At 39.3% G+C, this 23,855-nt stretch carries 22 protein-coding genes and 1 tRNA gene; 9 read left to right on the top strand and 14 right to left on the bottom strand.

Annotation, left to right across the window (positions count from 1 at the left end; genetic code table 11):
• Positions 1 to 34: 34 nt before the first annotated feature.
• From Q1W14_RS14650 to Q1W14_RS14630, 5 genes are all read right to left on the bottom strand, one after another.
• Positions 35 to 1,162 (bottom strand): response regulator, encoded by a 1,128-nt coding sequence (locus tag Q1W14_RS14650; protein WP_300702677.1) that lies wholly within the window; start codon positions 1,160 to 1,162, stop codon positions 35 to 37.
• Between the two features lie 39 nt (positions 1,163 to 1,201).
• Positions 1,202 to 2,137 carry a UDP-glucuronic acid decarboxylase family protein gene (locus Q1W14_RS14645; protein WP_300702675.1) on the bottom strand — a complete coding sequence of 312 codons (936 nt, stop codon included), beginning with the start codon at positions 2,135 to 2,137 and terminating at the stop codon, positions 1,202 to 1,204.
• Between the two features lie 164 nt (positions 2,138 to 2,301).
• Positions 2,302 to 2,835: a ParB/RepB/Spo0J family partition protein gene (locus Q1W14_RS14640; RefSeq protein ID WP_300702673.1), complete on the bottom strand. Its 534-nt coding sequence runs from the start codon at positions 2,833 to 2,835 to the stop codon at positions 2,302 to 2,304.
• Positions 2,832 to 4,121, bottom strand: a complete 1,290-nt coding sequence (locus Q1W14_RS14635) for a DUF3440 domain-containing protein (RefSeq protein WP_300702671.1) — start codon at positions 4,119 to 4,121, stop codon at positions 2,832 to 2,834. Before Q1W14_RS14635 ends, Q1W14_RS14640 begins: the two co-directional genes overlap by 4 nt.
• A 2-nt stretch (positions 4,122 to 4,123) precedes the next feature.
• Positions 4,124 to 4,519 (bottom strand): hypothetical protein, encoded by a 396-nt coding sequence (locus Q1W14_RS14630; RefSeq protein WP_300702669.1) that lies wholly within the window; start codon positions 4,517 to 4,519, stop codon positions 4,124 to 4,126.
• A 190-nt stretch (positions 4,520 to 4,709) separates the two neighbouring features.
• On the opposite strand from Q1W14_RS14630, the gene Q1W14_RS14625 reads away from it, so the two are divergent.
• Together Q1W14_RS14625 and Q1W14_RS14620 are read left to right on the top strand one after the other, a co-directional pair.
• Positions 4,710 to 5,261: a chromate transporter gene (locus Q1W14_RS14625; RefSeq protein ID WP_300702668.1), complete on the top strand. Its 552-nt coding sequence runs from the start codon at positions 4,710 to 4,712 to the stop codon at positions 5,259 to 5,261.
• A complete protein-coding gene (locus Q1W14_RS14620; protein WP_300702665.1) occupies positions 5,258 to 5,782 on the top strand; it encodes a chromate transporter in 525 nt (174 codons plus the stop codon). Before Q1W14_RS14625 ends, Q1W14_RS14620 begins: the two co-directional genes overlap by 4 nt.
• Before the next feature lie 9 nt (positions 5,783 to 5,791).
• Here Q1W14_RS14620 and Q1W14_RS14615 read toward each other — a convergent pair whose 3' ends face one another.
• Positions 5,792 to 7,006, bottom strand: coding sequence for a sugar MFS transporter (locus Q1W14_RS14615; RefSeq protein WP_300702695.1), 1,215 nt, complete (start codon positions 7,004 to 7,006; stop codon positions 5,792 to 5,794).
• Positions 7,007 to 7,106: 100 nt separating this feature from the next.
• Here Q1W14_RS14615 and Q1W14_RS14610 point away from each other — a divergent pair, with 100 nt between their 5' ends.
• Positions 7,107 to 7,994, top strand: coding sequence for a helix-turn-helix domain-containing protein (locus Q1W14_RS14610; RefSeq protein WP_300702663.1), 888 nt, complete (start codon positions 7,107 to 7,109; stop codon positions 7,992 to 7,994).
• Between the two features lie 135 nt (positions 7,995 to 8,129).
• A complete protein-coding gene (locus tag Q1W14_RS14605; RefSeq protein WP_300702662.1) occupies positions 8,130 to 8,549 on the top strand; it encodes a pyridoxamine 5'-phosphate oxidase family protein in 420 nt (139 codons plus the stop codon).
• 114 nt (positions 8,550 to 8,663) lie between these two features.
• Here Q1W14_RS14605 and Q1W14_RS14600 read toward each other — a convergent pair whose 3' ends face one another.
• The 3 genes from Q1W14_RS14600 to Q1W14_RS14590 form a co-directional block, all read right to left on the bottom strand.
• Positions 8,664 to 11,012, bottom strand: coding sequence for a HAMP domain-containing sensor histidine kinase (locus Q1W14_RS14600; RefSeq protein ID WP_300702660.1), 2,349 nt, complete (start codon positions 11,010 to 11,012; stop codon positions 8,664 to 8,666).
• Between the two features lie 111 nt (positions 11,013 to 11,123).
• On the bottom strand, positions 11,124 to 11,972 hold the full coding sequence (locus Q1W14_RS14595; protein WP_300702659.1) for an ion transporter: 849 nt from the start codon (positions 11,970 to 11,972) through the stop codon (positions 11,124 to 11,126).
• A gap of 128 nt (positions 11,973 to 12,100) precedes the next feature.
• On the bottom strand, positions 12,101 to 12,535 hold the full coding sequence (locus Q1W14_RS14590) for a GNAT family N-acetyltransferase (protein WP_300702657.1): 435 nt from the start codon (positions 12,533 to 12,535) through the stop codon (positions 12,101 to 12,103).
• 216 nt (positions 12,536 to 12,751) lie between these two features.
• Between Q1W14_RS14590 and Q1W14_RS14585 the strand changes: the two genes are divergently transcribed.
• Positions 12,752 to 13,318: a Crp/Fnr family transcriptional regulator gene (locus Q1W14_RS14585; RefSeq protein WP_300702655.1), complete on the top strand. Its 567-nt coding sequence runs from the start codon at positions 12,752 to 12,754 to the stop codon at positions 13,316 to 13,318.
• A 73-nt stretch (positions 13,319 to 13,391) separates the two neighbouring features.
• Positions 13,392 to 14,339, top strand: coding sequence for a 23S rRNA (adenine(2030)-N(6))-methyltransferase RlmJ (locus tag Q1W14_RS14580; protein WP_300702652.1), 948 nt, complete (start codon positions 13,392 to 13,394; stop codon positions 14,337 to 14,339).
• Here Q1W14_RS14580 and Q1W14_RS14575 read toward each other — a convergent pair.
• Positions 14,228 to 15,424: an MFS transporter gene (locus Q1W14_RS14575; protein WP_300702693.1), complete on the bottom strand. Its 1,197-nt coding sequence runs from the start codon at positions 15,422 to 15,424 to the stop codon at positions 14,228 to 14,230. The genes Q1W14_RS14580 and Q1W14_RS14575 overlap by 112 nt on opposite strands.
• Positions 15,425 to 15,751: 327 nt before the next feature.
• On the opposite strand from Q1W14_RS14575, the gene Q1W14_RS14570 reads away from it, so the two are divergent.
• The gene (locus Q1W14_RS14570; protein ID WP_300702649.1) at positions 15,752 to 16,309 is read left to right on the top strand and encodes an NAD(P)H-dependent oxidoreductase; all 558 of its coding nucleotides are present in this window, start codon (positions 15,752 to 15,754) and stop codon (positions 16,307 to 16,309) included.
• 77 nt (positions 16,310 to 16,386) lie between these two features.
• Here Q1W14_RS14570 and Q1W14_RS14565 read toward each other — a convergent pair.
• Positions 16,387 to 16,460: transfer RNA gene (locus tag Q1W14_RS14565), tRNA-Asp, on the bottom strand.
• 165 nt (positions 16,461 to 16,625) lie between these two features.
• Here Q1W14_RS14565 and Q1W14_RS14560 point away from each other — a divergent pair.
• A complete protein-coding gene (locus tag Q1W14_RS14560; RefSeq protein ID WP_300702647.1) occupies positions 16,626 to 17,942 on the top strand; it encodes a pyridoxal phosphate-dependent aminotransferase in 1,317 nt (438 codons plus the stop codon).
• Between the two features lie 11 nt (positions 17,943 to 17,953).
• Here Q1W14_RS14560 and Q1W14_RS14555 read toward each other — a convergent pair whose 3' ends face one another.
• Complete coding sequence (locus tag Q1W14_RS14555) at positions 17,954 to 19,534, bottom strand: SusD/RagB family nutrient-binding outer membrane lipoprotein (RefSeq protein ID WP_300702644.1); 1,581 nt, start codon at positions 19,532 to 19,534, stop codon at positions 17,954 to 17,956.
• Positions 19,535 to 19,550: 16 nt separating this feature from the next.
• Entirely contained in the window at positions 19,551 to 22,649 is a 3,099-nt protein-coding gene (locus tag Q1W14_RS14550) for a TonB-dependent receptor (RefSeq protein ID WP_300702641.1), read from the bottom strand.
• A gap of 139 nt (positions 22,650 to 22,788) precedes the next feature.
• Here Q1W14_RS14550 and Q1W14_RS14545 point away from each other — a divergent pair, with 139 nt between their 5' ends.
• Positions 22,789 to 23,382 (top strand): YqgE/AlgH family protein, encoded by a 594-nt coding sequence (locus Q1W14_RS14545; RefSeq protein ID WP_300702637.1) that lies wholly within the window; start codon positions 22,789 to 22,791, stop codon positions 23,380 to 23,382.
• On the opposite strand, the gene Q1W14_RS14540 is transcribed toward Q1W14_RS14545, so the two are convergent.
• Positions 23,375 to 23,855, bottom strand: a 481-nt coding sequence (locus tag Q1W14_RS14540; protein ID WP_300702634.1) for a GNAT family N-acetyltransferase, incomplete at its 5' end; no start/stop codon positions are given. The genes Q1W14_RS14545 and Q1W14_RS14540 overlap by 8 nt on opposite strands.

Genomic DNA, 23,855 nt, shown 5'->3' with positions numbered 1-23,855 from the left:
AAATTATAGGGAAAAAAACTTTGAGAACCTAGTGTTACTTCTTCAATGGAATAGAGAAACTGAAAGTTGAGCCTTCTCCTTCTCTGGATATAAACCATAACTTTCCACCATTCTTCGTAACAAAGTCCTGACATAAAAGTAAACCCAATCCTGAACCTTCTTCATTGTTCGTACCAAAAGTACTAAAGTGAGTGTCAGTATGTAACAGCTTCTTTTGTCCTTCTTCATTGATACCACAGCCATGATCTTGAACGCTGACAACAGCCATACCTTCAACCGATTCCATCTTCACCAGCACTTCGCTTCCTTCTTTGCTGAACTTGATAGCATTACTGAGCAAGTTACGAGCTACTGTCTTCAACATATCAATATCACCGTTAACAAGAATCTTTTCCGGTTTCTCAACCTTGATATTGATCTTCTTAAGACCTGCTACCATATTGAATATCTCGATTACACTCTCTACTACCTCTACAAGGTCGATGTCTTGATAAACGACATTCATTTTACCAATCTGGCTCTTTGTCCACTTCAACAAGTTATCCAACAAAGAGAATACATCTTCAGTGGTTTGGTTTGCCATGGTAAGTAACTCATACATTTCCTCACCAATTTTTCCGGAAGGCAAATTCAAGATCAGCATATTCAATACCATCTTGATCGATCCCATAGGTGAACGTAAGTCATGAGCTATTACAGAATACAATTTATCACGACCTGCAATTGTACAACGCAACTCTTCTGTCCTACTCAAAATAAGACGATTGGCTGCTACCAACGAAATCTGGTGATAAACGCGGGTAATGAGTTCTTCCTTATTGAAAGGTTTGGAGATAAAGTCATTGGCACCTACTTGGAAACCTTTTACTATATCTGCCGTACTGTTCAACGCAGTCAGAAAGATGATTGGAATTTCAGCAGTCTGAGGATTCGCTTTCAGTTTTTGAGCAACCTCAAAACCACTTAAATCCGGCATCATAACATCAAGTAGTATCAAATCCGGATTTTCTTTATCCACTTGCTCCAATGCTTGTCGCCCGTTACTTGCTGTAGCGATAGCAAATTTCTCATTAGTTAAGAGTACTTTTAACAGTAAAACGTTTGACATCACATCGTCAACGATGAGAATCTTGTACTCTGAAGGATTTATTTCCATGTTCATCTTTATATTGTTTTTTCCCGTTATCAAATAAATATATAGCTAGGATTGATATTCCTTAAAATATTCTATAATATGGCGTAAACCTTCTTCTAACTCAACAGTAGGTTTCCATCCCAGTTTTGCCTTTGCCAGCGTAATGTCCGGCTGTCTCTGCTTAGGATCATCATGCGGTAGCGGCTTAAATACAAGCTTTGATTTAGAATTCGTCAGCGCTATCACTTTTTCTGCGAGCTCCAAAATAGAAAATTCATTGGGATTTCCCAAATTTACCGGACCTATAAATTCATCATCCGTATTCATCATGCGCACCATGCCCTCGATCAAATCATCCACATACTGGAAACTGCGGGTCTGTTTACCCGAACCATATATAGTAATATCTTCATCTTTCAATGCCTGAACAACAAAGTTAGATACTACCCTACCGTCATTCGGTAACATCCGCGGACCATACGTATTGAATATACGAATAATTTTAATACGTAATCCATTCTGACGGTGATAATCCATAAACAAGGTTTCTGCACAACGTTTACCTTCATCATAGCACGAGCGAATGCCTATCGGGTTTACATTTCCCCAATAGTCTTCAACTTGCGGATGAACAACCGGATCACCATAAATTTCACTGGTTGAAGCTTGTAATATCTTAGCTTTTGTTTTCTTTGCCAATCCCAACATATTGATTGCACCCAGCACTGAAGTTTTTATTGTCTTTATTGCATCATACTGGTAATGGATAGGTGAAGCCGGACAAGCCAAATTATAGATTTCGTCCACGTCGGCTTCATAAGGATTTTCGACATCATACTGTACAAATTCAAAACGAGAATTACCCTCTAAGTGAGCAATATTCTCTTTTGAGCCGGTAAATAGATTATCCAGGCAAATTACTTTATGCCCATCGTTAATTAACCGTGTACATAGATGAGAGCCTATAAAGCCAGCACCTCCACTAACCAAAATATTCTTCATGTAACATTTTTTATAATGCAAAAAAACACACGCAACTCGTTTGCCATATTTTATGCTGACAAATGTAGGAGATTTGACTAAATTATGCAAGTTTGCAAGGAATTATTTCACATGTTAATGAATATAAAGTTAAAGAACGAATTAACTAATCTGAAAAAAACAATTTATTCCTCTGAAATATACTCTACTTTGTTATCCGGAATACTAAAATTATTATTAGCAAATAAATCTGCCAAACCGGATATTTGCTTCAGACGAAGTACTTCATCACGATCCATACCGACATTTTTCATGATCCATTCATCGGTCATGCCCGCATGGTCAAGTTCGGCAATGATGTTGCACATCAACTCAATATTATGCGTACCACGAGCACGGTTATGACGAATAGTAGATGCCATACGGTTGGAAATCTCTTTGTCTATCACAACAACAGGTAACAATCCGTTCTCCCGCTGATAGATTCTTTTAGAGTTTTTCAATACCTGATACCGATGAAAACCGTCTACCAGAATATATGTATCCATATCTTTATCATAATAGCAAACACAAGGCATGGTAAAACCATCCTCCCAAATTGAAAGCTCCAACAACTTCATCTCCGGAGGGGCTACCACATTCGGGTTGTAGTCGTTTGCCTGAATCTTCTCAACGGGGATTGCTTTCACATTATATACCGGACTCTTCTCTAAACTCATAACATCATATTTTTGAATTGTTCCATTATTTTATCTCTCTTATAGGCTTCTTCCTTATTCAGGGCAAAACCCATATATTTGCAAGCATGGTCATTTTTCAGGATACAAATACACATTCGCTTATAAGTAGGGATTTCACGGAATTCCGCAATGTCAATATCATCCAGATAATCCATGCGGACTGGTTTTTTATTAGTTTTATAATTCGTATTATTCATTACTTCGATGGGAATACCCGCATCTATTAGCTTTTGAATCGTACTTTCGCTCAGACACCCACCTTTTGTCCGCCAAAATTCGATGCTGACAGTCAGTTTTTTCAGAAAATTCCTCCGGGTTTCTTCAGGTAAAGTGGAAAGTAAGAATTGCATAAATGATTTCCACGTGTGCCCTTGCGGTAAGCGAACACTTTGCCAACCCATGGCACGTGTACCTCCATATATACCAGTAAAGTTTACTCCATTTACACGCCCTATCATTTTTCCCCAAGTATTGGGATCAATGGCACGATAAAGCCGTAGACTCTCCTGAGCTTCACATAGGAAAGGGCTCGCTACACGCTGGCGTTCAATATTAACACCTGCTTTATAATACAAATCATATAAATGATTATAATCGTAGCCGAACTTTCCATTTGCTGTCCAAACATCCGTCGTCTTCCAGTCATAAATGGGATAGGCATTGTAAATGTCATTACCTATTTTTGAAGTCCAACGGTAATTATGGTACATTTGATATTTTCTATTCAAATGGATACTACGCCATCGGTTAAAACTTTCTTGCGTACGTATACCTATAAGAAAACAAGATCGCACTCCATCTTTTTTCAGATGCAACCATTTAGCAAAATGCATCTGAAACTCATAATCCCACATTTCAGGGGTATAAAAGGAGAAAGCCTCTTTTGTTATGCATTCCTTTGGCATCTGCCTCACCCATATATCTTTCAAATCATCCTGCCAAGGACGCCAATAGCTTTGATACATCGAAGTGCAGGTAGTTACACGAAAAGGCACACAGACACGATATACTTCTAAAATATCTTTATTCGCCTCCAATATGCGATCGACATAATCGATAGTCACTCTATACTGAATTTCATAATCCATGTGAAATACACACAACTTACGATCCAAATGATTATTCCGGATATAATCAATACATAAATTCAGTAAAACGCCACTATCCTTACCTCCAGAAAAAGAGACACAAACCGTATCAAATTCTTTGAAGATAAGCTCTATGCGCTCCAGTGCCAGTTCATATACATTTTTAGATATACCCATAATCATTTATCTTTCTTCATTCTCACATAACGGGTCCAAACCTTCTCCTCCGAAAAACCTAATTCTCCGAAAATAGCCTTATCCTCCAGAAAAGTTACCGCGGTAAGATACTTATCTTGTTCCATTACCTCTACTATTCTCTCCAATAACAATTTTAAGGTTTCTTCGTGCTTCCCTTTAATATAATAATTATTGATTACACATTCATTTTTTTTGTATTCTACCGGAACAAAACCAATAACATTCTTATTCTCTAAGGCAACAAACCATTCAAAATCTTCCGAAGTACGAAAGGGATAGTTATAGTTCTGTTTCAATACCTCCGGGTTCATCACCAAAGGAGCAACAAGCTGATACAGCCGTTTGTCAGTGCCCTGTAACCGTACTATTTGTACCATGTTTTTTCTATTTATTTTAGTAATTAGGTGTTAAATATAAAGTTTTATTAGGTCTAAACATGCACCTTTTAAAGAGATTTAAGAATAAAGCAAGTTTATATAAAATATTATAAAATAAATAAGCATCATTCAGTTTGGATATGTAGATAAAATTAGGTTACTTTGCAATAGAAAGTTACCTCTGGAAATAATGAAATACATATTGCTTTTTTTGACCTTTGCCAAGATAGGAATGTTCACTATTGGCGGAGGATATGCTATGATTCCTCTCATTGAACGAGAGATTGTAAAGAAAAAATGGATGAGTAAAGAAGACTTCATGGAAATGTTCGCATTAACACAATCTCTTCCTGGAGTTTTTGCAGTAAACATATCTATTTTTGTAGGCTACAAGATGCATAAAATAAAGGGAAGTTTGGTTTGTGCACTCGCCACTATCCTACCCTCTTTTGTCATTATGATGCTGATAGCGATGTCCTTTGCACATTTTCAAGATAACCAAGTAATGATTAGTATTTTCAATGGCATCCGTCCGGCGGTAGTAGCACTAATATTATTTCCTTGTATATCGGCTACACGTGCTTTGAAGTTGAAGTACTGGCAACTGATATTGCCAGCTATTGCTGCGGTGTTGATTTGGCAATTCGGGTTATCGCCCGTGTACGTTGTCTTAGCAGGAATAGTTGGAGGAATGATATACACATTATGGCTAAAAGATAAACTGACAAAATTACAAGCATGATTTATTGGCAATTGATTTTAGTATATTTGAAAATAGGCACTTTCGGTTTTGGGGGTGGATATGCTATGCTATCCCTTATCCAATATGAGATCGTTGAGCATCATCATTGGCTTACGCTACAACAGTTTACGGATGTAGTGGCTATCTCACAAATGACACCCGGTCCGATTGGTATCAACAGTGCAACGTATGTAGGATATGCGGTTACTCAAAGCGTATGGGGTGCCATTGTGGCTACTGTTGCAGTTTGCTTGCCCTCATTCATACTGGTATTGCTTATTTCTTACTTCTTCGTAAAGTGCAAGGACAATAAATATATTAAGGCGGCCATGTCTGGCTTATTACCGATGTCCGTTTCACTGATTGCAGCTGCCGCTTTGTTACTGATGAATAAAGAAAACTTCATCGATTATAAAAGCTTATTTATATTTGCCGCTGCCTTTGGTGTAACATGGAAGTGGAATCTGCATCCTATCCTGCTGATAATACTTGCAGGAGTTGCGGGGTATTTATTATACTAAAATATTTTATCAGTACGATTTAGAGGTAATATGCACCATCTTGCGGGCATAACACCACACAATAACATAAGCTACAAGTGGTACGATAAATGCCATAACCATTGTTGTGCGATCGGCCACCAACCCCATCAATAATGGGCCTACCACTCCACCTACAGGAGACATCATCAAAAAAGAAGATGCCCGTTTAGTATGGTTTCCCAATCCTCTGAGCGAAAGAGCAAATATGGTAGGAAACATAATCGACTCAAAGGCGTAGCCACATAATAGGGAGATTAATGATACCATACCCACGTCCAACAGTACCACAGCAGTAGTTATTACTGTTCCTGTTGCACATACCAATAGCATCTTTTCTGCGCGTACACGTCTCATAATCCAGCTACCGACAAAACGTCCAAGCATAAACAGACCTAATCCACCAAAAGAAAGCACTAATGAAGCATCACGGGCGTTCATCCAGTCTTGTTCCACTACATAGTTGATGAAAAAGCTATTAATTGATATCTCCCCTACTTCATAGGCAAACAACGCTATTAAGCCGAAGATGAAAAGTTTGTGTGTCCATAATCCTACCTGATTACCTTTTTCATCAACTTCTGCATGATGTTCTATCTCCGGTAATTTGATTTTTGAGAAGACTATGGCAACCATCAGCACCACGATACCCATACAAACGTAAGGCAGTGCCACATTTCCTGAACCATCTTTTCCATCAGCCGAGAATAACAACAATCCGGCTAAGACAGGAGCACAGATGCATCCTAGCCCATTGAAAGATTGTGCGAAGTTCAGACGGCTGGCAGCAGTCTCCTTTGCTCCCAGTTCGGTAGCATAAGGGTTTGCCGCCGTTTCGAGAAAAGTAAGTCCACAACCTATGACGAATAGTGCAAACAAGAAAAGATTGAATGACAGATAGTATTGTCCAGGAATAAAAAGCAATGAACCTATACCATAAAGCAACAATCCGAAGACTACTCCTTTACGATATCCAAAGCGGCTGATAAACAATCCGGCAGGAATAGCCATCACGAAATACCCCATATACATAGTTACCTGAATAAAAGCAGAATATGTTTTAGTGATATCAAGTAACTCTTGGAAATGTTTGTTCAGTACATCTAAGATAGCATGAGCGAAACCCCACAAGAAAAAGAGAGAGGTAATCAATATAAAAGGAACAACATATTGTTGTCCTACCAGCGGTATGCGTTTCTGTTTCATAATAAGCCAATCACAGACAGTCTTTATCTGTTTCATTGATAATTGTAGCTGCAAAGATAAGTAAATTCGTATATTTGTAACCACAATTTTGGAACTAACTATGAAAAACACTGTCCCTCAATACACCTTCTACAAGACTAAATACGGAAGTGAACTCCTTATTGATGTCGTAGAACTGGAATATACTAAAAAGTTCCTGGCAAGAGGTAGCATACATACATTGACATACTACGATATTACTTTTATCACCAAAGGAGAAGGGACATTTTCTATTGATAATCAAACCGATGAAGCTATTCCCGGCGATGTATTCTTTTCTAAACCGGGAGAGATACGGTATTGGGACACTGAACATATAACCAGCGGTTATGCCTTGATCTTTGAAGATGAATTTCTTTCTTCCTTTTTCAAAGATTCCCTGTTTGTGCAACACCTTCCCTACTTTAATCCCGGCAAAACCGCCCACAAATTACACTTACCGGACAATCTCTATTCCCGGATGCTTCAGCTTCTAAAGGATGTAAAAGCAGAAATAGACACCTATCAGCAGAACGACGTACATGTACTGAGGGCTTTACTTTTCGAAGCTCTTATGTTGCTTAACCGTGCCTATCTCGATACGACATCAACCTTAAATGGAAGCGAGGAAGTAACCAAAGAAACCGGTAAAATCCATTTGAATAAGTTTATCCAAGCGGTCAATGCACACATTAAAGAGCAGCATTCCGTCCGATATTATGCCGATAAGCTCTGTATAACTTCCAATTATCTGAATGAAATAGTAAGCTCAGCCTTGAATATCAGTGCCAAACAATATATTCAAAACAAAGTAATGGATGAAGCCAAACGAATGCTCGCTTATACCGACCTGCCCATTGCTGAAATAGCTTTTGAGCTTAACTTTTCAACCATCTCCTACTTTACACGCAGCTTCAGACAACACACAAAAGAAACACCACTTTATTATCGACAAACACATAAACCGTGAGTAACGTATAAGTATAAACCATAAAAAGTGACATTTCCTCCTTTCTTTTTATGATTCAGATAGTTTATTTGCTTCCTACCTTTGCATCGTTTATACATATCAATATTTTTTCTAACGCACAAAAACAGTAAAAGAATGAAAGATGCAGAAAAAACAGTAGGAACTATCATTGACAAGCAGAAAATTGCTTTCATCGGTTCGATAGATAAAGAAGGCTATCCCAATCTCAAAGCTATGCTACAACCTCGGAAAAGAGAAGGTATCAAAACCATTTATCTAACAACAAATACTTCCTCGATGCGGGTAGCGCAATACCAGGAAAACAATCGTGCCTGCATATACTTTTGTGATAGTCGCTATTTTCGAGGCGTCATGCTTCGCGGCACTATGGAAGTCCTGACTGACAATACCAGCAAAAAAATGATATGGTGCGAGGGTGACACCATGTATTATCCGGAAGGCGTAACCGATCCCGATTATTGTGTTCTGAAGTTTACAACTATTTCAGGTAGATATTACAGTCATTTCAAATCAGAAAATTTCGTAATTGAATAATGATCGCACGGATTACATAGATTGACACAGTTCTTTTGCATAATTACAACTTCATAACAGTGAAATCTATGTAATCCATGCCTAAATAAGATTATACAAGCTGATTATAACCTTTCATTTCAAGGGCAGAATCACTTCAAATCGACTACCATTATTTACTTCGGACTGTACTTCTATGCGCCCTGACAACCGTTCCACAATAACCTTACTGATAGAAAGCCCCAGGCCACTGCCCTGTTCAAATTCATCTGTTTTATAAAAACGATCGAAAATCATCATCAGTTCCTGTTCATCGATGCCCTTACCGGTATCTTCCACATAGACAGATACTTCATTAAACTCTTTGTTTACACTACACCCCAGTGTAATGTGTCCGCTCCATGTAAACTTATTCGCGTTATTTAAGAAGTTGGAAACAACTTGGATAAACCGGAGACAATCAATATGAACTGGCAAAGAGATTGTTTCATCCAAATTAAGGTGGAATTGTAAAGAGGGCTTTATCAATGGGAGATAAGTATTGTAAATCTTGCAGACAATTTCAGTTAGATTCCATTCCTTTATATCAAATTCCATGCTGCCGGAATCTAAACGCGAAATTTCTACTACATCATCAACAAGTTTCAAAAGTAGATCGTTATTAAGATTTATAATCCTAAGCATTTCTTCTTTCTCTTCCGGTTCTATTCCGTCAGATCCTTCGCCAATTAGCAAATTCGTAAAGCCTACAATAGCATTGAGCGGTGTACGAACTTCATGACTCATGTTATTAAGGAACGATTGTTTCAATTCAGCTTTCTCAGCCATCTGCTTGGCAAGGATCAATTGTTGTTCACGTTCCACTACTTCCTGAATATTCTGCATGATACCTGCCATCATCATTCCGCCTTGAGTATTTTCTAAGTTACGGCATCTGAATTCATACCATTGATATTCCTCATCACCAAAGCTAAAGCGTGAACGCTCTACATGCATATCTGAGATCGTATAGAGAGTTTCGCAAAAATCGCTAAATCTCTCGAAATCATCGGGATGAACATATCTCAAAAATTCATCTTTCGTAAAACGTCGTTGCCCCAATCCTGTCAAAGTTGAATAATTCTCATCAAATTCAACTACTTCATCCTGTATATTCCAAAGTGAAATCTGCCCACCGTCAGTGGAAAGCGTCAGACGTTTATGGGCTTCTTCAAGCATCTTCATATTTTTATGTTGAACCAGAGAATGCCGACGAATACGCAACAAAATAACCGACAAATATATAAACGCCAAAACAAATAATCCACCCAGCAAATAAATTTCCAGTTTATAATGGTCATAGAACGGATAATTGATGATACGCACATTAGAGGGGACATTCTTCATATCGTAACCGTTATAGGTCGAAAAATAAGTCCAGTCGAGTACATATTCTTTCTTCAAATCTTGCATTTTAGGAATAGCAGCCTTTTTGTTTTTCAATAAATTAGCAGAAACATTCGCAACAGTACGGGCAGAAATCACATCCGTAGCCATATATCCGCCTACGATCTTGGTACATCCGCCAAACCCTTCGCGTAGACAACTGAAAGAAGGAATGCTCAAAGAATTTACTATCGGATGTGCCATCGAGTCGAATTTATCCAGCAAAAAAACTTTTCTACCCTGCTCGCTTTTTGATTTCTCCATCATAATAAGCAGTGAACTGCCTTTCATATACCGGAAAGGACAGAGACTTACAGTTAGTTTGTTTTTCTTGATATCTTCCTTTGCAACAGCAGGCATCAAACTGTAATATTCAACCATCTCTTTTAATTCATTGTACTCATATTCTATTGGGAACGAGGATTCGGAACTTAAAATACGGACATTTTCACGGTCTACAATTTGAGTTAGCAGATCAAAGGATTTGTATCCATAGAAAGTAAAATCTATATTGTATAAAACCTCCATATTGGAATGTGCCTGCAATACTCTGATAAAATCAATATTGCTCCTGAAATCTGGAATATCCCTTAACACGTACACTTGCTTCGATTGATATTCGCTTATCAGTTGTTCGTCAGGGAAATGCACGTTACATGCCACTATTGGCAAAGAATCCAGCAGTGGATGTCGGGTAGACATAAGAGAAGATATAGATTGATCACCAATTGTCAGGATAAGGTTTAACGGTTTACTTTTAATTATTTCGAGGTATCTTTGTATTCGTTCCGTTTCTTCTGTCAAATCATCAGCATCACTACAAAGGTAGAATTTATCCAATACAGGTTCAACACCCTGTTCTCTGAATTCTTTTTCAAGAAGTTCATCAAAATTACCATAACTGGCATCGCTTTCAGTAAAAGAATAGATAACAGAAATATACTTCTTAACCCTATTTTGTTTAGCATACCACCTATTAAAGTTGTATCCACTAAAAAATACTCCTAATAGACAAATGCCGGCAAAGACATATTTATATTTTGAGTTAACAATTCCCATGATTCAGTTATTCCTTGCGAAAATAACGAATATTCTACAATTAAAGGTGTTATTTTGTAAAAAATCAGTAAGATTATAAAATATACAACTGAATATATAAGAAATTCAACCTTATTTCTCCTTCAACTTATGCCCACAGTACTTACAAAACACTGCATTCTCTTCGTGCCCCTTCTTATGGCAATTGGGACATTCCAAATCTTGCAGCTTTTTATACTCCTTTATCATTGATACGGAAACAATACCTGTAGGAACTGCAATAATCGTGTATCCTATCAACATAACACACGCCGAAAGAAACTTTCCAAGCGGAGTAACGGGGGTTATATCACCATACCCCACCGTAGTCATTGTGACGCACGCCCAATAAATACTATTTGGAATGTTATCGAACTGCGAGCCGGGCCGATTACCTTCTATCATGTACATTAAAGTGCCAATAGAAATTACAAGAATAACTACAAAAAGGAAAAATACAGCAATTTTCTTACTGCTCTCCCGAAGCGAATCAAGCAAACGCTCGCCTTCGGTCCAGAAGTTAAAGAGCTTGAAAATTCGAAATACCCGTATAATGCGGAACGCTCTCACCACGAGCAAATAACGAGCATTTGGAATAAAAAAAGCAAGATACAATGGTAATGTTGCCAGTAAATCTACAATACCGAAGAAACTTAATATGTATTTCCGCGGATGGGGCGAACAATAGATACGCGTCAGATACTCAAAAGTGAAGAATCCGGTAAAGAGAAATTCGCATATTACAAATGGTCCCGCAAGCCAAGTTGGCAGCCCTTGAAGGCTCTCTACTATAGCTAACACGATGCTAAGCAGAATACATATAATAAGGGCCACGTCAAATGCCTTTCCAGCCGGAGTATCTGACTCGAAGATAATAACGTACAACTTATGCTTGAGCTTCTCGTTGTGCAGAAAACGATAAATAAAATTCCTTTGGATCATGCAAATAAAACAGACTGACGAAGGGTTTTGTTTGCTTCGTACTTTGATTCTGCTAAATCATTGAAATCGCTATACAGACTTTCCTATTCGTCAATATTAGCAAAGGTCCCGGGTTCAATTACAGATTCCTATCTAGCATAAATCATTGGTGTATATCGTATTCCGTTTGTGATTTGCTCAGTGTTTGTAGCGGAGAAACCTAGTTTACCATAGATTTCCAATGCGTAGGGAGATGAATTTACCGTAATCCTATCACTCTCGATTTGATAAAGCATATGGCAGAAAAGTTTCTTGGCAATCCCTTGTCGATGAAATTCTTTTCTCACAAAAAGCAGGCAGATGTGATCTTGCCGCATGGCAAGTATCCCGACCATTTTATCCCCATTTAAGGCACCCCAAAACCGAAGTTTTTCCATCTCATCCTGATTATCAAGAAAAGATCGAAACTCATTTATTCCTTCCTGTGAGTAATCCGGAGCTTCAAATTCCATGAAAACTTCCCATACGAGTTCTAAAGCTATAGTAACTTCGTCGTTGCTTAAGTTGTGTATTGTAATATCCATAAATTAATGCTCTCAACAATTATTATTGTTTTGTCAATAGTGACATCAAGTATATTATAATTTGAATTTTATGTAAAAATAGAGAGTTTTAAATAAAAGCCCAAATATAAAATTCCCTTTTTACACCAGTATCAACAAAAGAACTTTTATTTTTGCTCCCCAACAAAGTAGAATGTACTATTTTATAAAAATTCTAATTTATAATTGGTTAAGTATATGGATAATTTCAATTCTAATAATATGCCTTTGGATTGTTCCGTATTGGAAGAATTATTTATGCAGAAAGGTACAATGAAAATATTTGAAAAGAATGAATATCTCGTCCGGCAAGATGAGAAAATAAGATATATCGGTTATGTAATTACGGGAATGTTTCGCTTATCTCGTATAGATACTAATGGCAATGAATGGATTGTCGGATACAGTTTTGAACACGATTTTGTCTGTGATTATCCTGCGACAACACATAATATGGGAGCTTCCGTCAATATTCAGGCTTCAATAAATAGCACTATCTATTTGTTACCGTGGAGTGAATTAAATGCATTTTGGGAAACCGACATGAATACTCAACGTTTAGGCAGGCATATTGCAGAAACAATGTTTTCAGAAATCGCTCAACGTTTATATAGCTTTTACGATACTCCTGAACAAAGATATGCCGCATTAATGCAGCGATATCCTCAATTACAAGAACGCTTAACCTTAAAAGAAATTGCATCTTTTATCGGTGTTGCTCCTGAAACTGTGAGTAGAATACGAAAAAGTCGACTTTTAAAATAAGGTCTTGACTTTCGTCAAGGCTTTTGTCTTTTTCTTCATCTAATATTGCCTACTAAACCAATAAATTAGTAAGATGGAAGCATATACTCATTATGGCAAACAGGCGGACGTATTCAAGCATCTTGTATTAGGTGAAGTTCTTCACAATGAGCAACCCAAAGTGTATATCGACACAAACTCAGCTTGTGCGATATATCAGTTAGAGCAAACACCAGAAAAAGATTATGGTATTTATCATTTTTTACGGGAAGCATCTGTCAGTAATAAACTAAGAAACTCTTTTTATTTCAAATTGGAGAGCGAAGCCATCCGAAAGAACAGTTATTACGGTTCTCCTGCATTAGCGATGAAAATACTAAAGAAAACCAGTAGATATCACTTCTTTGATCTGGAAAGTGAATCATTGAATAATATTTTAAGGTTTGCACAGAAGGAATATTTGGACAATTGTATCTTTGTGCAAAATTGTGATTCAACTAAAGGTGTCATGGAACTATTGCCGACACTTCCTAAACATTCTTTTCTTCATATAGATCCGTATGAAATAGATAAAGTAGGCACAAGTGGTTACACTTACCTTGATGTTTTTATTCAAGCAACTCGATTAGGCATGAAATGTTTATTATGGTACGGATTCATGACATTAGATGATAAACTAGCAATAGAGCAATATATTACCATCAATATGCGAGAATTGGATATTAAAAATATAATAGGCTCTAAATTGATAATGAACAGAATTAGAAAAAACACCATTGCATGCAATCCCGGAATTTTAGGGAGTGGACTTTTGGCTTCTAATCTATCAGAGAAATCAAATCATCAGCTTCTTAACCTCAGTCAATTGTTAGTTGAGACTTATAGAAATAGTCAATATGAAGGTGAGGATGGTAGTTTGTATAATGAATTTTATGCCGCAGCTGCTATTTCAACTTGCTTTTCGAAGTCTACTAATCGAATCCTCAAAACTACAAATACAACTCCCACTACAAGGAACAACAATGAACCGAAAACCGAATAGCGTGTATCGAAAGCCGTGATGAATGCTCCGCATATGGCTGCTCCCATCATCGTACCCAGATTGGCAGAGAGCAGGTAAAGCGCATTGGCAAAATCAGGTGCTTCGGGGGCGGCATGGGTTATCATATATTGCATCGTGTTCTGTCCATATCCGGCAAGGATGCCGAGTGAAAGGATGATAACTGCTATCGGCACTAGCCATTCACCCAGAAAAAAGAGGCAGATGTAGAAACCCAGCAACGCAAACGGGAGAAGTGCCATGCTACGTACCGGATTGCGTAACAACTGTCGTCCGGCTATCATATTCCCTACAATATTTGCCAGTCCATACACTAACAAAAGAGAACTGATAACACTATACGAAACCTGCGTCACCCGTTGCAGGAAATCGGACATATAGCTGAAGAAGCCAAACAATGCACCATTTATCAACGTAATTCCGGCGATAGAATACCAAGTGATTTTCTTCTTCAATACACTGAGCTGTGTGCCATAAGATAGTTTCTCACGGACAGGCATAGAAGGGACGAACAGAATGGTTGCTAGTAGTACCAGTGCATTTACCACGGTGAAGAACAGCATTCCCATCTCAAATGAAACCTCGCTGGCGATGTAGCTCGTCACCGGTACGCCTAGCACCATTCCTGCGGATACGCCGATAAATACACGTGCCACATTCTTCTGATCCTGTATTTTATCACCTGTAGAACTCGCCACCGTGAGTGCCATCGACACATACACCGGATGCAGAAATGCCGGAAGCGCACGGGCAATGAGCAGCACCGTAAAGCTGGTGGTTAGCATCGAAACAATATTACTCAAGGTAAACAATCCCATCGCCAGTAACATCACCCGCTTACGGTTGAAACCTGAAAAGAGTAATGGAGTAATGGGAGCTGAAGCAGCTACCACCAGTGCAAATATACTGACCGTCCACCCGGCCTCGGGCACAGTGACATGAAAGGTTTCGGCTATCAGCGGCAGGATACCAATCACACCCATCTCGGTATTGATGATACCGAATACTCCAGCAGTAAGAATGAAAACGAGCAGCCCGCCCGATTTTAATTTATTTTCTTGATTCATCGTTGATATTATGCTATCATTAAATGTTGTATATTCCATTTCTTTTTGAGTTTAAATTCTGTGAGGGCAAAGGTCAGGAGAATCAGGGAAACTCATTGTAGACAGATTACGGAGATAATAACCCGAATTACAGATTAATAGTATCTATTCGAATTATCTCATTTATGCCTTTATTCCTTTTATACCGGCAAAGATTTCCCCTTTTTCCATAAGCCTATATCGCAGCGGATTATAATCTGTAAAAATGGTCAATTAATCTGTAATATGTATCGTCAGTATTTGTCTGCCTCGCCGTAACTTTGCCAAAGAAATTAACAAAGAATGAATATGAAGAATGTATTAATCGCATCAGGACACCCCAACTTGGATGATTCCTTCGCCAACAAAATTATTTTGGATGAGTTGCAACTACTTTTACCCGAGGCCAGTTTTGCACGGCTCGATCAGTTGTATCCCGACTTTCGGATAGATGTACCTACCGAGCAAAAGCGTCTCATTGAAGCTGACATCATCGTGTTGCAATTCCCTTTCTTTTGGTACGGCATGCCCGCGTTGATGAAGAAATGGATGGAAGATGTATTCGTACATGGCTTTTCGCACGGTTCCATCGGAAATAAACTACATGGTAAAAAGCTAATTGCTTCCTTTACTTCCGGGGCACCCGAAGAGATGTACCGTCACGGCGGACTGCAAAATTATCCGATAGAAGCCTTCATGCCTCCACTGATACAATTTACCAATCTTTGCGGCATGAGGTGGAGCGGTTATGTCTATAGCGGCGATTTGTCTTACGCAAGTCGGCACGATGAGAAGAAGTTACAGGATATGCAGGCAAGGGTGATGACACATGCCAAGAAATTAGCAGAGCTGATAACAGTAATATAAAAAATAGAAGCAAGAAACAAAAAAGCTCTGTAATCATTAAATTACAGAGCTTTTTTGTTTTTCGCTTCTTTTGAAAGCGGTCCGGACGGGACTCGAACCCGCGACCCCATGCGTGACAGGCATGTATTCTAACCAACTGAACTACCGAACCATTATTTCATTTTTATTTGCTATCTCTCTCGATTGCGGATGCAAAGGTAGACAAATTTCTCATATCTGCAATAGCTCAAAAGAAAAAAAATCATCTTTTTTTTAACAAGGATTGATTATAAGAGATTTATATTACCTTTGCAAAACAAATAAAAATAAGAAAGACATGAAAAAGACTCCTATCGAGCGTAAACTTATCGATGAAACCATCGAAAAATTCAATATAGCAGACTTTTCAAAGGCTACTATTCGCGAAGTAAAAGCCATTGCTGCCGAAGCAGAAGCAGAGTCAGGCGTGGAATTTATAAAAATGGAAATGGGTGTGCCCGGTCTTCCACCTTCTGCTGTTGGCGTAGAAGCTGAAATCAAAGCATTGCAGAATGGAATTGCCAGCCTATATCCCGATATCAACGGTTTACCCGAACTAAAAGCCGAAGCATCTCGCTTTATCAAAGCTTTTATAAATGTAGATGTAGCTCCAGAAGGTTGTGTACCTGTCACAGGTTCTATGCAGGGCACATTTGCCTCATTCCTTACTTGTTGTCAATGTGACGAGAAAAAAGATACTATTCTTTTCATCGATCCCGGATTTCCGGTACAGAAGCAGCAACTAGTGGTTATGGGACATAAGTTCGAAACATTCGATGTTTACGATTACCGTGGCGACAAGCTTCAAGAAAAACTCGAAAGTTACCTCAAAAAAGGGAACATCTCCGCTATTATCTATTCAAATCCTAATAATCCCAGTTGGATCTGCCTCAAAGAAGAAGAATTGCGTATCATTGGTGAACTTGCCACTCAATACGATGTCATCGTTCTAGAGGATCTCGCCTATTTTGCCATGGACTTCCGCCAGAATCTAAGCAAACCATTTGAGGCACCTTACCAACCTTCGGTAGCCAAATACACCGACCATTATGTACTGCTAATATCCGGATCCAAAGCCTTCAGTTATGCTGGACAACGCATTGGTGTGAGCTGCATATCTAACAAACTGTATCATCGTGCATACGAGGGATTCAGAAAGCGCTACGGAGGTGGTACATTCGGTACTGTATTTATTCATCGTGTGCTGTATGCTCTTTCTTCAGGTACAAGCCACTCCGCACAATTCGCTCTTGCCGCTATGCTGAAAGCGGCTAATGATGGAAAATATAATTTCCTCGACGAGGTGAAAGTGTATGGTGAACGTGCCCGCCGACTAAAAGATATCTTCTTGCACTACGGTTTCCATTTGGTATATGACAATGACCTTGGCGAAGCTATTGCCGACGGTTTCTACTTTACCATCGGATATCCGGGCATGACAAGTGGAGAATTAGCTAAGGAATTAATGTACTATGGTGTAAGTGCCATTTCGCTGATAACCACCGGAAGCCATCAAGAAGGACTACGTGCCTGCACCTCCTTTATCCAGGATCATCAATATGCCCAACTGGAAGAAAGAATGGCCATTTTTGCTGAAAATCATCCAATAAAATAGAAATCAACACATCACCAGTTCATGCCGGTATCCCACCACAATCGGGTACCGGCATTATCTTTTCCACCTAATGCTGTTACCAATGCAGCATATTGCTCTGCATTCTCTGTTTTCAGTCCACCGGGAAAATTCAAGCGCCGAATCATTATTTCAGTATCTATGCATCCCTCTTTACTATGGTTGAAACGTACCGGGAACAAGCGGGGATAACCCGTCCTACGTTGTTCCGCCCAAGCTTCACATCCTTCGGGAAACATGGATATCCATTTTTGAGTGATTATTTTTTCTAGTTTTATTTCTCTATCTGCATGCTCGTCCCAACGAGGTGATATGCGACAACGGGCTTTAATGTTGTTTTCAGCATCGTAAGTATCTATGAAATCAGCAGGAAGGCAGTCGCTATCCAAATAGTTCTCAGACTGTAAAATGCCATGTTGGCGGAATGAGGTGATAATACCTTGCTCATAGCAGTTTTTTACTGATTCACCAGTCCATCCACGCAAAGCAGCCTCGGCACGAAGAAACCAAATTTCGGCAGCAGTCATAAGGATGGCATCCGATAGTTGGGTAACTGTCAGTTTGGACAATGTATTATAGAAGTTATGCGCAAAACAGGTTCCTTGACGAATACCACGATATTCTCCTTTATAAGCTTCATTTTGACATGTTTCAAAATAAAGTTCACGACGAGGGTCTTCATAACCATTCAAGATAGATTCAATCGGCGCACTCATGTAGGCTTCATTCCAAACCAAATTGATTTCTCCCAAGGGATTGGTATAACCACTTGTTGTGCAAACAGCCACCAATTCATCAGCACTCTGAAATACTCCATATTCATTATTCTGAGCTTTTAGAAATTCAGCCTTCGCTTTCTCAGGTTCAACAACAGCTAGGCGCATAGCAAGACGCATCCGCAGTGAGTTGGCAAACTTTATCCATGAAGAGTATTTGCCATCCAGCAAAATATCAAAACGGGCAAATTCGGATGCTTCATTATGTTCGTCTATATATTTGGATAGAACTGTTACTGCCGTGTCCAATTCACAGAAAAAAGCATTATAAACTTCTTGCTGGGTATCGGGCATATACCGGCCTTCTGGATCAGCAAAGCGACTATATACAATAGGTCCGTAGTAATCGGAAACACGATGCATCACTTCTGCTTTCAGTATCTTGGTAATACCGAAAAAAGCAGGCATACGTTCGCGTGTTGCATTCTCGGATTGATATATTTGCGGAAATATGTATTCGTAGGTATGAGTCCACATTGCGCTGGTCCATCCATCCTGCAAGTTATAGTCAGAGTTGTTCGAACTGCCATTCAGCGGTTTGGCATCATGCATATATCCGCTGAACATGTCCGCATTCAGGTTTTGGGTCATCTGGAAAGGCCAGTTCTTACCTTTACCATAGTCATAATTAAAATAGATGCCTTGCTGAATAATGCCGATACGAATTCCATGTTCGTTATAATCAGCCTGAAGGTCTTTGTCGGTCACTCCTGACTGGTCTGTATTAATATCCCTGAAACCACCCGTACAAGAAAGAAGTACGGATATCAAGCCAATCATTCCTATTATATGTTTCATATCATTCACCCTTCAATTAAAATTCACACTTTAAGGAAAAGCCCCAACTACGGGTCGTAGGCATACCGTAAACTTCAATTCCTTGATTGTCATTTCCCGTAGAGAGTACTAAATCCGGATCAAACGGTGCTTTCTTATGGATGAAAAACAAGTTGCGCCCCGAGAACGAGAGCTGTACTTTCTTGAGTACATGCGTTTTTCCAACCCATGAAGCGGGAAGCTGGTAAGCCAAAGAAAGTTCGCGCAAACGAATATTGGTTGCATCGTACATATAATACTCTGTCACTCCGGCACGCCCTCCCACTACATTCTTGTAGAAACCTTTGACGTTATTTATACGTTGACCTTCGAGCACTACATAACCTCTATCCCTTGCTTTTGCCGTAAACTCAGAAACGCCATACATGTCCATATCTGCCTGAGTCTGCGAAAGTATTTCTCCTCCGTAGCGACAATCTATCAGGAAATAGAGTGAAATATTTTTGTAAGACAAGAGGTGACTCCAACTGAGCATGAACTTAGGATTGGCATTTCCCACTTTGATTGTATTACCATCTCCTTCGACCAAAGGCAGATCTTTATAATCTCCTTCTGTGCCATACACTATGTTTCCGGCATCATCTCTCACAAAAGCTTTTCCATAGATATCTCCAATAGAACCGCCTTTTACCAATTTCATGGCGTAACTTGAAGAAAAACTTGTAGGACCATATACAAATTCCTTCAACGCTTCGTGAAGGGAAACAATCTTGTTTCTATTAGAAGAAAAGTTGAGATCCGTTTTCCACTTAAAGGCCGTTGTCAGTACAGGCACCGCATCGAGAGATACCTCCCACCCCACATTTTGTATATTGCCTGCATTCACATAACGGTAGGCATACTTATCTCCCGAAAGTGTAGGCAACTTAAAGAATTGATTATGAGTATTCGTTTTGTAGAATGTAGCATTCAACCCGATTCGTCCTTTCAGGAAACGTGCTTCGATACCTGCTTCTACCGAATGTGTCATTTCCGGTTCCATATCTTTAAATGGAGCGGCATCACCTGCCATATATTCTCCACCGGCTGTAATGTGAGCCGAAGGGTTGGTAATAAACATCGGGATATCATTACCTACCATGCTGTAAGCACCACGTACTTTGGCCAGCGAAATCCATTCAGGCAACGCCACCAACTTATTCAAAAGAACAGAAGCACCTACTGAAGGATAAAAGAAACCACGTTTCTCATGAGCTGTATATGCTAATGTCGACGACCAGTCATTACGTGCCGTGAGATCTACATAAATTCCTTCTTTATACCCTACTTGTACTGTTGCGAACAAAGATTGTAACTGGCGGCGAGCATCAATCTTCTGGTCGAGTGCGGCAGAACCGTTCATAATAATATTCGCCAAATTAAAAACATTGGCATATTTCAAAGAAGCGTTTTTTGAGTCATAACGGATGGAGTTCACCGTTTTATCATTGATACTGAATCCCAAAGCACCATCTACAGAAAATGCGTTCCATTGCTTTTTCAGCATCATCATAAGGTCTCCATAGTACTGGGTTTCCTGATAGTCCATCTCAATGTAACGCCCGTTAGCTCCTGCCAATGCCGGAGCAGTAGAAGCATAGAATTTCTGACGGACCTTATCACTAATATAATCAGCATTCCCTCTAGCCTGCAAGTCCATCCAGTTATTCACTTTCAGACGGGCTGACAAAGAAACGATGGCATGTACCCGAGTGTCCCGAGTGGTGATACGATTGGTAATCCAGTAAGGATTCTGCTCAAAGTCCTCATAGGAAGTATGCCAATTCTGCACATTCAGATTGCGGCTTTCGTCATAGATTTCAAAGTTATCCTTATAATAGGAAAGATCTTCCCCACGTGGAAAACGATATAGACCGACCAACGGATTCATATAAAAACCGCCCACAGTAGGCTTGTCCTTAGAAGCCTGACGCATCAGATTCACACTTCCATCGAGTTTCAGTCGAGAATCAAAAAAGAGAGAAGTTTCCCGAAAGGCAAGATTGTGCTTGGACAAACGGTTCTTTCCTATGATACCATGCCCGGTGGTATTAGCATACGAGAAATAGTTCTGTAACTTCTCGTTACCGTGACTTATGGAAAGTGAAGTTATCGAAGTTACTCCCGTCGAAAAGAAGTCTTTCAGATTGTCGTAATCAGGAAGATCGGCACGTTCACCCCAACTATCTACTCCGTCACTTACTCCATACCTGTTCTGCATCTTCGGCAAGGAGAAAGCATTATCAAACATCAGACTGGTGGAGAATGAGATGCTACGTTTCCCTTCCGCTTTACCTTTCTTTGTTGTAATCAATATCACACCATTGGCGGCCTGACTACCATAAAGGGCTGCCGCAGGAGCACCTTTCAAAATACTGATACTCTCTATATCCTCCGGATTCAGATTAGAAATACCATCTCCTCCATCACGATTTCCGGCATTAGCCGTACCACCAATTGCAGAGTAAGCTTGTTCGGAAGTAGAGTTCAGCATCGGAACACCATCAATTACATACAACGGCTGATTATCACTTGCCACAGAACGGATTCCGCGAATACTAACTTTAGCAGATGCTCCCAGTCCGGATGATACCTGACTAACTTGTACGCCTGCCGATTTACCAGCCAATGAAGTCACTAGATTAGGCATTTTTACCCGGGTCAGTTCTTCGCTTTTTATCTGATCGGTAGCGTAAGATAGAGAATTTGCTTTCTTCTCTATGCCTAAAGCAGTGATTACGACATTATCCAATATTATTGTATTTTCTCTCAATACGATTTTCAAAACCGTACTTCCTTTTACTGCCAATTCCTGGGGGATATAACCTATAAACGAAACATTCAACACCGCCTGACCTTCTACAGAAAGTTCAAATTGACCTTCAGTATCAGTAATAGTACCATTAGACGTACCTTTCTCCTGAACGGTTGCTCCTATTAATGGTTCGCCCGATTCGTCAGTGACAAAACCGGTTACTTTGATTGAGGACAAAGGAACTTCCGAATAAAAAATGTTTTTTTTAGAAGTAGCCTGAGAATTCGTCCAACTAATACAAAATAAAATTATCAAAATATAAAAAAAAGTGATTCGCTTCATCGTATCTATGTGCCTTCAAAGTGCAAATTTATGCAATAACTTCGAATTATAAAACTTAAATATCCAAGAAAGCTACTTTTTTATTCTAAAAACCCCTGGTATTATTTGCCTTCTACAGATTTATTTGTATATTAGGGGCATGTATACTAATGCTGACATATTCAAAATAGAAACTAATCATGTAGTTCCTTCGCGCGGAAAAGTATTAATTTCCGAGCCTTTTTTATGTGACCAGACATTTGGTCGTTCAGTTGTTTTGCTAGTAGATCACAGCGAAGATGGAACGATGGGGCTCATACTGAATAAACCCATACCGTTATTCCTAAACGATGTATTACAGGAGTTCAATTGCTCTGAAAACATTCCTATATATAAAGGTGGGCCGCTAAGCACAGATACACTATTCTACTTGCATACATTCGAACAGATATCGGGTTCTCTACCCATTTCCAAAGGGCTCTATCTGAATGGAGATTTTGATGCTATCAAAGATTATCTGACGCAGGGAAATCCCGTCAAAGGTAAAATACGTTTCTTCTTAGGGTATTCCGGTTGGGAACACGAGCAATTAAGTCAGGAAATTGAAGAAAACACCTGGTTAGTAGGCAAGATGAACATTGATTCTTTACTAGATGAGAAATCCAGTTCAAGTCTATGGAAAAGTGCACTCGGTAACCTGGGAAGCAAATATGAAATATGGTCGCGCTTCCCGCAGATACCGACACTTAATTAATTGGCCGAAGACGTTGTAGCAATACGACGTCTTTATATTTTCCACCTACACACCACCATTCCTTGAGTAATCCGCACTCTACAAAACCGCAGGATTTGAATAGTCGCAAACTCATCACATTATCCATAGCAACGTGTGCGTTCAGTTGTTTCAAAAAAAGAAAACGGAAAGCGTATTCACACATGAGGTCTAAAGCTTCTTTTGCAAATCCGTTACCTTGAAACTCAGTCTGTATAGCTATGCCGAGCTCTCCACGTGCATGCATAGGAGCAAAGTCCGTTATATCAATAGTTCCTACAACCGCATCATCCTCACGACGTATAATCATCATACGAAGCTGACGGTCAGCAAACATATCGCTCTGAGAGTTTTCAATATATTGCTTCAGGACAAATCTGGAATAAGGAACATTGAAATTAGTAACATCCCAAGTTTGAGGATCATTCTCCATGACATACAGAATTTCCAAATCT

Source organism: Bacteroides sp. (assembly GCF_030151085.1).
Lineage (GTDB): Bacteria > Bacteroidota > Bacteroidia > Bacteroidales > Bacteroidaceae > Bacteroides.
Note: the sequence above shows the minus strand (reverse complement) of the source record. Positions and strands in the feature narration are given on the sequence as shown.

What these genes read in the sequence shown, in the direction of transcription:
- Q1W14_RS14650 (WP_300702677.1), bottom strand. Translation starts at nt 1,162, where the DNA reads ATGAACATGGAAATAAATCCTTCAGAGTACAAGATTCTCATCGTTGAC.
- Q1W14_RS14645 (WP_300702675.1), bottom strand. Translation starts at nt 2,137, where the DNA reads ATGAAGAATATTTTGGTTAGTGGAGGTGCTGGCTTTATAGGCTCTCAT.
- Q1W14_RS14640 (WP_300702673.1), bottom strand. Translation starts at nt 2,835, where the DNA reads ATGAGTTTAGAGAAGAGTCCGGTATATAATGTGAAAGCAATCCCCGTT.
- Q1W14_RS14635 (WP_300702671.1), bottom strand. Translation starts at nt 4,121, where the DNA reads ATGGGTATATCTAAAAATGTATATGAACTGGCACTGGAGCGCATAGAG.
- Q1W14_RS14630 (WP_300702669.1), bottom strand. Translation starts at nt 4,519, where the DNA reads ATGGTACAAATAGTACGGTTACAGGGCACTGACAAACGGCTGTATCAG.
- Q1W14_RS14625 (WP_300702668.1), top strand. Translation starts at nt 4,710, where the DNA reads ATGAAATACATATTGCTTTTTTTGACCTTTGCCAAGATAGGAATGTTC.
- Q1W14_RS14620 (WP_300702665.1), top strand. Translation starts at nt 5,258, where the DNA reads ATGATTTATTGGCAATTGATTTTAGTATATTTGAAAATAGGCACTTTC.
- Q1W14_RS14615 (WP_300702695.1), bottom strand. Translation starts at nt 7,006, where the DNA reads ATGAAACAGAAACGCATACCGCTGGTAGGACAACAATATGTTGTTCCT.
- Q1W14_RS14610 (WP_300702663.1), top strand. Translation starts at nt 7,107, where the DNA reads ATGAAAAACACTGTCCCTCAATACACCTTCTACAAGACTAAATACGGA.
- Q1W14_RS14605 (WP_300702662.1), top strand. Translation starts at nt 8,130, where the DNA reads ATGAAAGATGCAGAAAAAACAGTAGGAACTATCATTGACAAGCAGAAA.
- Q1W14_RS14600 (WP_300702660.1), bottom strand. Translation starts at nt 11,012, where the DNA reads ATGGGAATTGTTAACTCAAAATATAAATATGTCTTTGCCGGCATTTGT.
- Q1W14_RS14595 (WP_300702659.1), bottom strand. Translation starts at nt 11,972, where the DNA reads ATGATCCAAAGGAATTTTATTTATCGTTTTCTGCACAACGAGAAGCTC.
- Q1W14_RS14590 (WP_300702657.1), bottom strand. Translation starts at nt 12,535, where the DNA reads ATGGATATTACAATACACAACTTAAGCAACGACGAAGTTACTATAGCT.
- Q1W14_RS14585 (WP_300702655.1), top strand. Translation starts at nt 12,752, where the DNA reads ATGGATAATTTCAATTCTAATAATATGCCTTTGGATTGTTCCGTATTG.
- Q1W14_RS14580 (WP_300702652.1), top strand. Translation starts at nt 13,392, where the DNA reads ATGGAAGCATATACTCATTATGGCAAACAGGCGGACGTATTCAAGCAT.
- Q1W14_RS14575 (WP_300702693.1), bottom strand. Translation starts at nt 15,424, where the DNA reads ATGAATCAAGAAAATAAATTAAAATCGGGCGGGCTGCTCGTTTTCATT.
- Q1W14_RS14570 (WP_300702649.1), top strand. Translation starts at nt 15,752, where the DNA reads ATGAAGAATGTATTAATCGCATCAGGACACCCCAACTTGGATGATTCC.
- Q1W14_RS14560 (WP_300702647.1), top strand. Translation starts at nt 16,626, where the DNA reads ATGAAAAAGACTCCTATCGAGCGTAAACTTATCGATGAAACCATCGAA.
- Q1W14_RS14555 (WP_300702644.1), bottom strand. Translation starts at nt 19,534, where the DNA reads ATGAAACATATAATAGGAATGATTGGCTTGATATCCGTACTTCTTTCT.
- Q1W14_RS14550 (WP_300702641.1), bottom strand. Translation starts at nt 22,649, where the DNA reads ATGAAGCGAATCACTTTTTTTTATATTTTGATAATTTTATTTTGTATT.
- Q1W14_RS14545 (WP_300702637.1), top strand. Translation starts at nt 22,789, where the DNA reads ATGTATACTAATGCTGACATATTCAAAATAGAAACTAATCATGTAGTT.